Raw genomic sequence first — 10300 nt, 5'->3', positions numbered from 1 at the left:
CGAATGTAACCGCCACCGGATGTTGCGCTAATAATCAAGAACTGATTTTGGGGTTGAGCCAGAAACATGAAATGATATTCAGTTTTGGTGTAGTCTTAGCACAGATTCATTCAACATCATGCCCGAAAGATATGAAGTGGGATTCTGTTTGGTTAGAAGAAATGTTGCGACGAGCAGAATACAATCTTAAACATTATTCGGTCGATGGAACGCCCGAATTATTGGAGGAATTAAAAGAAAATAAACCATCTTCAATAAAAAACACCTTAATTCATGGTGATTTTACTATTGATAATGTAATTTTTCATGATGGAAAAGTAACTAGCGTTATTGATTGGAGCGGCGGAGCGTTTGGAGACCCGAGATATGATTTATCTTTAGCGATTCGCCCGAAGCCCAATGCTATTGAAACAAATTCGGAGATTGATGTTTTCTTTGAGGGATACGGAAAAAAGATATTAGATGAACGAGAATACAAATATTTTGAAAACGGACTATACGCATTTTTCTAGTTAAGGGATTCAACTAACGGAGATCTATAGCTCAACCAGAAACGAGGCTACCGATATGATTTGGTGGCCTCGTTAAGCTGTCGGGCAGGAAAGTTATAATGAAACTCTTCCAGAAATTAGGTATTACATTTGATATGTGGGGCAAGCAAACGAAGAGAAAATGGAGGAAGAAATGAATATTGAACTTCAAACGCTGATTTATGTTTTAAGCCAACGGTTCAAGACGGATATCATCTCAGCGGACTGCCAAACCATGCCGTTACAGGGCAGAACTGTGGGAAATGTGTACCTGATAACGGGGATCGCCGAAACCTCGGGTGGCGAAAAATTGCCGTACCGTATCGTGCTAAAAATCCAGAAGAAATGGGAGCGTTACAGAGATCCGGGTTCCTGGCGTCGGGAATATGATCTCTATGCGTCTGATTTGGGAGCGACGTTCTCGGATGCCTTCCGCTGGCCGACATGTTATCACGCCGAGTTCAATACCGATGAAAACGAATTCCAGCTGTGGCTGGAATATATCGATGGCGTAACCGGCTTAGACCTGACCGGTGACATGTATGAACAGGCCGCGCTGGAGTTAGGACGCTATCAAGGCAAGCTGTATGTGGAGCAGCCCGCTGTGCTGCAGTGCCTGACCAACCTGAGCCATGCGGACCTCATGAAGAATACGTATCTACATTACCGGTCATGGCCGGTCGTCTACGATTATATACGCTCGGAGGACTGCGAATTCCCGCAGCACGTGCGGCAAATGCTCATCGACATCGATGAGCACGCAGACGAGATACTCGACCGCATCGAAAAATTGCCCCTTGTGCTATGCCACCGGGACTTCTGGGTGACCAACCTGATCTATACCGACGGGAAAATCGCGCTCATCGACTGGGATACCAGCGGATGGGGCTACCTGGGCGAGGATCTCGCAAGCCTGATTGCAGATGAAGCGGATATCGATCACATGGTCGAATACTACCAGCGATGTGTCCCCGCGTATTACAAAGGCTTTTCGGAGTATGCGGATGTATCCCCTATCGCCGATCATTGCGTCCACGAGCTGATCCTTCTCGTATTCGGGTACAGGCTTGTGGAGTGGTATCTCCATACAGAGGACGATGATGAGAAGACGAAACGTGTCCATACGCTCCAAAAAATCTATGAAATGAAGAACAGCCCTGGATGGTCACATCTGGTTACATAGTTTGAACTAACGGGGCACTATAGCTCAGCAACGCAGGCTGTCGGCATTTTTGGAGGCCTCGTTAAGCTAAAGGACAGGATAGTCCAATAAGCACGTAAAATATAAACAAAAACAGTATTGGAAATAATGGAATTGTCTGATATTATTGAATTGTATTTAAATATGTGTGACTGGCGTAACGTAGGACAACTACGGGGGAGCACATATTTCATAAGCCGTACGCCTGGGCAAAGTATTTGATCTTAGATCAGATGCTTTTTTTTATTTCAATTATTGAAAGTCATGTGCATATGCATGAAGTGGCTCTGCGAAAGGAGAACGATACAATGAAAAAGTTCATACTCTTCGATCATGATGGTGTTCTGGTTGATACTGAATTCTGGTATTTCAAAGCGGGAAAACGCGCTCTGGCTGACATTGGATTTACCTTGGATAAAGATCAATACCTCCGCGATATGACCCAGTCATTAGGCACGTGGTCTCAAGCTAGGGCGACAGGTATTGATGAACAGACCATCAGCAAGCAGCGTGAGGTTCGCAACGTCTATTATCAGGAATATCTAAGAACAGAAGCCATAGAGATTGAAGGCGTAGTTGAAACTCTAGCCGAACTGTCAAAGTACGTCCGCATGGCCATCGTGACGACTGCCAAACGTGCGGATTTTCAACTTATTCATGAAAAGCGCCAGATTATACAATTCATGGAATTCGTCCTTGTTCGCGAAGACTACGAGCGCACCAAGCCGCACCCGGAACCATACTTGACCGGCCTAAAGCGCTTCGGAGCTACCAAAGAAGAGACTCTGGTTGTAGAGGATTCAAACAGAGGGTTGAACTCAGCCGTGGCGGCTGGTATCGACTGTGCTATTGTCCATAACGACTTTACAAAAACACATGACTTCTCACAGGCCAGCTATCGGATCAAGACTCTGACTGAACTAAAGGACATTATCCTGAGCAGCCACCCGATCCGAACCTAACGGAAAACGAGAATTCAACGATGAGCGAACAGGCTGCCTGCATTCAGGCAGCCTGTTCGCTTGCTGCAACCAGAAACGGAAATGTGAGGATGAGCGGCTTCGCTCCGTGAACTGAGCATCCCGCTCTTCTCACTAGCGACCATCGGATGCAGCACCTCCAAACAAATGCTTCGCCTGCTCGCATAGTTCTTCCTCGGTGATTAGATTGGACCAGTATTGCTTCAAGATCTGGCGCAAATATTTATAAGCGTGAAGCGGCAAATTCAGCTCCCGATGCAGTCGATAGGAGAACATGATCTCCCGGAATAAATAATAGCGGGAGGGCCGATTCATCACCTCGGAAGGAGAGGCAGGCTGTTCGGCAATTTCCTTAAGCGCAGGCAAGCTGAGCGTATGCTCGCGTATCTTCGACTGCGCTCTGGGCGAAGCCAGGTACTCCATGAATAGCCTGGCGGCTTCCTTCTTCTTTGAGTTGCGGCTCATCGCCACTCCAATTACAAGCAGCAGGGAACGGGGCTCGAATAAATACGGTAATGGGGAGATGTCGTAACGGATATCTGAATGTTTGATTTCGTTCAAAGTCATATAGTTGGTCATAATCATCGATACTCTGCCCTGCATGAATAGTTCATTGACGTCATTGCTGTTCTCGGACATATAATTCGGGAACACGTCTGTGTTTGAAATAATGGATTTGCACAGTCGGATGCAATCAAGAAGTCGGGTTCCCGCCAATTGAAAGCTACCCTTCGCGTCAGGCTCGAAACGCATCCCGCTTTGCAGCAGAAAGGCAGGCCAGCGGTTGTCGGCAAGCAAGTGAAAGTACAGTCCGTATCTGCGGCCGGGAACAGTAAGGGCGGCTGCGTGGCGAATCGTTTGACCCCAAGTCCAGCTGCCGTCAGGTTCAGGTACGTTGGATTCGATGAAGTGCTTCCTATTGTAAGCCAGTAAAATTGGCGAGAAGATAACAGGCTGTGCAAGCTGCTCTTCCCCGTGTTCAAACGCTTCATTTGCAAAAGGATAAAGACCGGAATTTTTCTCAAGAGGCTCGAGCAGATGGGTAGAGTCGGTATCCACAAGCCCCATAAATTCATTATTATTAATTGTGAATACATCAATGGCACCGTTCTGTAGATTGGATCCCTCGCTGATCCCGCTAAGCAGAACGGTGTTGACTTTAATTGCAGGATGAAGAGTTTGAAAATCCTGCAGGAGCAGCCCGAGCTGAATATCCCGCTCAATGGAATAGTGATGGCCGAGCGTCAGAGTAGTTAGCGAACCGTTAGCAGGATCGGTTATACGACTGCCGACCCGGTCTACCTTCACAATTAATCCTTCTGCAACCAACTGCTCCAGACCTTTGCGAATGGACTTGTTGCTCATCTCAAACCGTACAACTAATTCAGACTCGGAGGGCAGATATTCCCCCGGCTTATAGAGTCCGTCTCGGATGTCCCTCCTCAAGTGATTGACCATGTACTCGAGTCGTCGGCGGAATGTTTTGCGGCTGATTGGGTTTGATTGGTCCATCTCGGATCACCTCTGCATGACTCATTCGGATATTTCATCCAAAATGATACCGGAAAAGCAAGTTGTTGTACAACCCATATCCTTGCATCAGACAATGAAGGGTTGTGGTTGACAGGGAGAACAGGCGCGAGTACACTGAAGGCGAATTAGTACAGCAGTATGTACAGCAGTTTGAGTATATTCTGTTGAATTATCGTAGATGTACAGCAGTTTGTTCGTAATTTTCATTTACTTTGAAGGGATGATGGAGAGATGAAGCAAGTTAGAGTAGGAATTATTGGTTGCGGTAACTTAGGCAGAACTCATGCCAAATGTATTAAAGAAATCGGTGGGGCAGAGATTGCGGCTTATTGTGACGTGTTTGAGCCAAATGCTCAGAAGCTGTTGGCTGAATTCGGCGGTGATTATGCAACTACGGATATTAATAGGGTGTTGGAGGATTCCTCTATAGATGCTTTATATATTACGACTCTGCATGATACGCATGCAGATTTTGCAGTACGTGCCTTGGAGGCAGGCAAGCATGTACTCGTAGAAAAACCTCTGGCCATGAATCTGGAGGAATGTCTGAGGATCGGAGCAGCAGTTGCAGCAACAGGCAAGAAGCTGTTCACGGCCTTCAAGATGCGTTATTACGACATGTTAGGGAAAGCCAAGGAGTTAATCCCTCGGCCGATTATGGTTACGATGCAGATGATGGACGATCGCTGGAGCGAAGGGAAATGGGCGAACGATCCGATCAAGGGCGGCGGCAACGTGATCAGCCAAGGCTGTCATTCTACCGATATTATGCGTTACGTTGCCGGCGCAGAGCCGGTTGAGGTGTATGCAGCGGGCGGGAACTATTACCAGTCTACAGGCGTGGTTGATAATATTGCCGCAGTATTCCGTTTCAACAACGGTGCGATAGGGAACCTGGTTCAAGGGGATTGCAGCACTCCGCCGGTTACGAGCAAGTTCTTCATGCAGCTGTTTGCCGAGGACAAGTCCATTACGATCTGCGATCGCCTGACTACCTTGACTTATAAAGAAAAAGGGAAGGACCCGGTTGTGTACAAGGGCTCGGAAACCGGCTTCCTCGAGGAGAACAAGGCGTTCCTCCAATGTATCCGGAACGATGAACCTCCGCTGATCGATCATATCGATGGTCTGTATGCCACGTTGATGATCCTGCAAGCCATTGAATCGCTGCAGAGCGGCAAGCCAGAGCCGATCCAAGCCAGAGTCGAGCAAGCATTGTCTACCATTAGCTGTAAGTAGCTTGTCGATCACGATGGTTCAGAGGTTATGCGGACAATAGAGGAGGAGCATGCAATGAAGACATTAAGAGTCGGTATGGTTGATCTGGATACATCTCATCCGGCAGCTTTTGTTCCCCTTATTCGATCACTGGGCCATGAGGTTACAGCGGTGTTCGATAGTGGCGAAGTGAATCCGGTCGGGTATGCGGCAACGTTCGCTCAAGAGCACGGAATTCAGAACGTATGTAACACTTTGCAGGAAATGATGGCTCTCATTGATGTAGTATTCATTCACAGCTGTAACTGGGACGTTCATGTTGAGCGGGCCAGGCCTTTTGTAGAGGCGGATAAGGGTGTATTTATTGACAAGCCGTTTGCGGGGAATGTACGCGATCTGCAGCAATTATTGGACTGGAGCGCTGAGGGAGCCAAGATTTCTGGGGGATCTTCACTAAGATACAGTCAGGAAGTAGCGGGTTGGAAGTCACAGGCCTTTCCTCGAGAAGATTGGGTTTATGCGATTGCAGGCTGTGGGGTGGATGCCTTCAACTATGGCATTCATGCCTATACGATGCTTCATGGCTTGATGGGCCCTGGAATAAGCCAGGTCACTCACCTTGGAACGACGGGTCAGGATCAATTCGAGCTGCTCTGGAAGGACGGGCGGAGGGGGATGGTCTCCGTTGGGGGAACAGCAGGAAATATTCCGTTCTATGCCAATATCGTCTCACAGAAGCGAGTGGATTACCTTCAAGTAGACAACAGCAAGCTTTATCAGGTTCTGCTGGAGGCGGTTCTGCCTTATTATGCGGGAGAACAGCCCGTTCCCCTGCCTCTTAAGGCTCTTGCTGAGGCGGAGATGGCTGCCATAGCTGCCAAGCTGTCCATGGAGCAAGGCCGTACCGTCTCGCTGAAGGACATACCGCAAGACTACTCGGGATATGACGGCACTTCCTTCGCGCAGAGCTACAAGCGGAAGAAATATCCGCTTATCCAATCTTAGGGGCGGAGCCATGAAACCCGAAATTGCACAGCTATTAATGAAGGAATACGGTATTCCCGAGCATGCCGAGCTTACGCTAATTCATGGGGGTACCGCCAATCGTAACTATCTGGTGCGCTTTGATCAACGGAAGCTGATTATGCGCATGCGGAATAAGAAATACAGCTCCGAACTATGGATCGCTTACGAAGAACAATATTTGTACTATCTGAAAGAACAAGGTGTCCCTATTCCTGCTCCTCTTCCGAATCGAAGAGGTGCGCTGCATACGAATCTAGAGGACCAGGTATATCAACTAACCCCGTATTTGGAAGGGGATGCTTTTCAGCCGGAGAACAGAATGCAGGTTGCAGGGGCGGGCGCATTTCTGGCTAAGCTGCACAACGCACTGGCGGATTTCGTTCCAAGCGTGGATAAACAGCTCCCCCGGTACGACGATCCGGCGGTCATGCTCGCCTTGCTTGAACGTTATATGGAAGAGAATAGGCACCGGTCTGAACAGCCGGAGTGGGAACAGCTTGTTCGAATCAGGTCCTATGTAAGCGAAATCCTGCTGCATGTTCCGGATTCCTTCTACACGGCATTGCCGAAGGTTGTCATTCATGGCGATTATCATCCGGCCAATGCAGCCTTTAGAGACACGGAGATCTGTGCTTTATTCGATTTTGATTGGATTAGCTTGCAGCCTCGGATCCGAGATGTCGTGGACGGCATCCTTTATTTCTCCGGTGTTCGTCCTGGCGGTATTGACGGGACGGATATTTTCTCCTTGACCCGGAGCTGCTCGTTTGAATGGGAAAGAATAGGCGATTTTGTCAACGCTTATAACAAGAGCGTCGACCAACCTCTGCAGCAAGAGGAAGCCTACGCACTGCCGTATCTTATTTCCGCAAGATTGATTAACAGTCGTGTTCAAGCTCTGGCCAAGATCCCGGAAGCTCGCCATCTGGAGATGTTAACTGCTGGCATGGCAAGTCCATTGGCATGGATGGAGGAGAACAGGGTACGGCTTACGGAAGAAGTGAAGTATGCCGACTAATATTGATTTTGTTTGCGATAAGTTGAAGGATTGCAGCCCATATGTTTACTGAACACTCTGCTCAGGTAATAGCCGTTCTCGTAGCTGCATTTGCCTGCTATAACATCCAATGTCCAGTCTGTCTCTAGCAATAGAGTACAGGCTGTTTTTATTCGAATCGAAGTTAAATACTGCAGAGGGGCAACGGCGTACATCGCTTTAAACCTGCGAATCAATTGCACAGGAGTCAAACCCAGGTCCACGGCTACCTCTCGTATTGCCATGGATTCATGTGCATGATTCTTTAGGTGCAGGGCGACTTGCTCCATTAAACTATCGTTGGCGGCGGTTGGCAGAACATTTTCCTTCCTCCCGGATGCTTTGGCAATCAAATACCATATATCGATAAAATAATGCTGCTTCCGACTGTCGTTGTCAGCCGTTTTGTAGGTTAAAGGCTCGATGAGCCTTAGCTCCTCGAAGTTGTCATTCAAGCGTGTTGTGTGCGGCAAATGAATTAGGTAATCAGGAAATCTGGCGGCGAGCTCTTGATCGGCTTCTTCATGGGGGAGATCAAATGTAATCGCATGGAAGGATAGAGGAGTCACAATACGCCGATGAAAGGCCGTATTCGGGGGGCATATAACGAGATCTCCGGACTCGGCCTGATCGAGAACGTTGCCAATTTGGAAGTTGAACCGGCCGGACTCCACGGCGAATAATACCCAAGATGTATGAGTGTCTTGCTTGAGTAGAAATTGTTCTTTCCGCTCCCAATATATATGAGTCTTTAGTTTAGGCAACCATTCCAAGAGCTTCATCTTATGCACCTGTATTCATGAAATTATGGATATGATCTCAGAAATTATGTGGATTTTAAAGGGTAATGCTCAAGAAGTACTATGAAATTAAAGATATCATATTGTTGAGAGGAGTCAATCGAGATGGACAAACGGCAGCAAAGGCAAGCTTTGAAAACACAGATTCTGGTTGCAGGGGGAGGCATTACAGGAGTTGCAGCAGCACTAGCGGCGGCCCGTAACGGAGCACAAGTCATTCTGTGTCAGGATCGTCCTGTTCTGGGGGGAAATGCATCCTCGGAGATCCGCATGAATATTTCGGGTTCGTCTGCTATTGGCAAGGTGCTGGAAACGGAGCGCAGAGAGAGTGGAATTCTGGAAGAGATCATGCTAGAGTGTTCGGTTCGTAATCCGCAGCGGAGTGCGAGTATGCTGGATCTGATTTTATACGAAAAATGCAGGGCGGAGGCCAACCTGACCCTTATGCTGAATACAGCTTTAGTCGGAGCCGAGGTCGAAGAGGAGCGGATTCGTTCTGTTCATGTTGTACGGGAAAGCACGCAGGATGATTATGACATAACGGCTGATATCTTCGTGGATTGTACGGGAGACGGTCGACTTGGATTTGAGGCAGGCGCCCTTTATACAACGGGTCGCGAAGCCTCTTATGAATATGGGGAAGACAGCGCGAATGAGAATCGCGATGCGTATGCGTTGGGCTCCTCTCTGTTGTTCACTTCCAGAGATATGGGGAGACCTATGCCCTTTACCCCCCCGGTCTGGGCGCGTTCCTTCTCCGAGGAGGATCTGAAATTCAGGAATCATAGCACATGGGAATTCGGTTATTGGTGGGTGGAGTTTGGGGGAATGCTGGATACGATCAAGGATAACGAGTTCATCCGAGATGAGCTGTTAGCGATTATGCTGGGTGTATGGGACCATATCAAGAACAGCGGGAATCACCCGGAGTCCGCTAATTGGGCGTTGGATTGGTTCGGTTTTGTGCCAGGCAAAAGAGAGTCGAGGAGATTCATCGGTCAGCATGTATTGAATCAGAATGATATTCAGCAGGCCGTTGATTTTGCTGATACGATCGCTTACGGGGGCTGGTCTATGGATACGCATCCACCCCGAGGGATCGATGCCAAGGAGGAGAAGCCCTGCCATCAACCGTATACTCCCTACTTGTACAGCATACCGCTGCGTTCGATGATCAGCCGCAATATTAAGAATTTAATGTTCGCGGGGCGCAATTTGTCCGCTACTCATATAGCTTTTTCCAGCATTCGTGTAATGGGGACCTGTGCCGTGATGGGAGAAGGACTGGGGACATTCGCGGCTGTCGCCCTTAAGCACAGCCTTCCCTTGGAGCAGGCTTGGGTGAATCAAGCGATCGTCGAGGAAGCACAGCAGCAGTTGCTGCGGCAGGGCGCCTTCCTGCCGGGGCGCAAGCTGGAGACGAATCGGGCGAAGGCTGCAAGTGTTGCGGCTTCTTCCGAGCAGGAGCAAGGCCGGGCGGAGTGGGTGACCGATGGGCATACCCGTTCTGCGCACGGGGAGAAGGGCGTGCGACCGGATCTGACTGAAGCGGGTACGCACCGCTGGATGTCCGAGCCCGGTGACGCCGCACCCTGGTTAGAGCTGCGCTGGGAGCAGCCGGTAGACGTGACATCTGTCTCGCTGGTGCTTGATACCGGGCTTCATCGTTGGTTGACCCTCTGTCATCTGGACTCGATCCAGAAGCTCATGCAATGGGGGCAACCGCAGGAAGAAACCTTGAAGGAGTTCAAGCTGCTTGCCGAGCATGAGGACGGGGTGACCGAGATTGCGCATGTCCGGAATAACTACCAGCGTTTGCTGCATTTCCGGGTTGATTTGAAACAGCTTAGCCGACTGCGGGTGGAAGTGATTGAGACGAACGGCTTGGATCATGCGAGGGTAATGGAAGTGGTTTGTGAATAGCGGGAGTTTCAACATAGAGACATGAGTAGTCTATTACGCGACCTGGCCTTTGG

9 protein-coding genes and 1 riboswitch are annotated in these 10300 nt (G+C 49.0%); of the genes, 7 read left to right on the top strand and 2 right to left on the bottom strand.

The window, feature by feature from the left end; all coding sequences use genetic code 11:
- From PKO02S_RS30410 to PKO02S_RS30400, 3 genes are all read left to right on the top strand, one after another.
- Positions 1-512, top strand: a 512-nt coding sequence (locus tag PKO02S_RS30410) for a phosphotransferase family protein (RefSeq protein ID WP_164821783.1), incomplete at its 5' end; no start/stop codon positions are given.
- Positions 513-684: 172 nt separating this feature from the next.
- Entirely contained in the window at positions 685-1713 is a 1029-nt protein-coding gene (locus PKO02S_RS30405; protein WP_127588779.1) for a phosphotransferase family protein, read from the top strand.
- 156 nt (positions 1714-1869) lie between these two features.
- Positions 1870-1949: riboswitch (ZMP/ZTP riboswitch) on the top strand.
- Positions 1950-2039: 90 nt separating this feature from the next.
- Positions 2040-2693: an HAD family hydrolase gene (locus tag PKO02S_RS30400; RefSeq protein ID WP_127588777.1), complete on the top strand. Its 654-nt coding sequence runs from the start codon at positions 2040-2042 to the stop codon at positions 2691-2693.
- Positions 2694-2825: 132 nt separating this feature from the next.
- On the opposite strand, the gene PKO02S_RS30395 is transcribed toward PKO02S_RS30400, so the two are convergent.
- Positions 2826-4223 (bottom strand): extracellular solute-binding protein, encoded by a 1398-nt coding sequence (locus tag PKO02S_RS30395; RefSeq protein WP_127588774.1) that lies wholly within the window; start codon positions 4221-4223, stop codon positions 2826-2828.
- Positions 4224-4475: 252 nt separating this feature from the next.
- On the opposite strand from PKO02S_RS30395, the gene PKO02S_RS30390 reads away from it, so the two are divergent.
- The 3 genes from PKO02S_RS30390 to PKO02S_RS30380 are packed head-to-tail and all read left to right on the top strand — an operon-like array spanning position 4476 to position 7506.
- Positions 4476-5483 carry a Gfo/Idh/MocA family protein gene (locus PKO02S_RS30390; RefSeq protein WP_127588772.1) on the top strand — a complete coding sequence of 336 codons (1008 nt, stop codon included), beginning with the start codon at positions 4476-4478 and terminating at the stop codon, positions 5481-5483.
- Positions 5484-5537: 54 nt separating this feature from the next.
- Positions 5538-6467 (top strand): Gfo/Idh/MocA family protein, encoded by a 930-nt coding sequence (locus PKO02S_RS30385; protein WP_164821782.1) that lies wholly within the window; start codon positions 5538-5540, stop codon positions 6465-6467.
- A gap of 10 nt (positions 6468-6477) precedes the next feature.
- On the top strand, positions 6478-7506 hold the full coding sequence (locus PKO02S_RS30380; RefSeq protein WP_164821781.1) for a phosphotransferase: 1029 nt from the start codon (positions 6478-6480) through the stop codon (positions 7504-7506).
- Here the strand turns inward: PKO02S_RS30380 and PKO02S_RS30375 are convergent.
- Positions 7503-8306: an AraC family transcriptional regulator gene (locus PKO02S_RS30375; RefSeq protein WP_127588766.1), complete on the bottom strand. Its 804-nt coding sequence runs from the start codon at positions 8304-8306 to the stop codon at positions 7503-7505. The genes PKO02S_RS30380 and PKO02S_RS30375 overlap by 4 nt on opposite strands.
- Before the next feature lie 123 nt (positions 8307-8429).
- Here PKO02S_RS30375 and PKO02S_RS30370 point away from each other — a divergent pair, with 123 nt between their 5' ends.
- Complete coding sequence (locus tag PKO02S_RS30370; protein WP_127588764.1) at positions 8430-10247, top strand: FAD-dependent oxidoreductase; 1818 nt, start codon at positions 8430-8432, stop codon at positions 10245-10247.
- Positions 10248-10300 lie beyond the last annotated feature (53 nt).

Origin of the sequence: Paenibacillus koleovorans NBRC 103111 (genome assembly GCF_004000845.1) — a bacterium.
Lineage (GTDB): Bacteria > Bacillota > Bacilli > Paenibacillales > NBRC-103111 > Paenibacillus_AA > Paenibacillus_AA koleovorans.
This window is presented reverse-complemented; position numbering and strand designations above follow the sequence as displayed.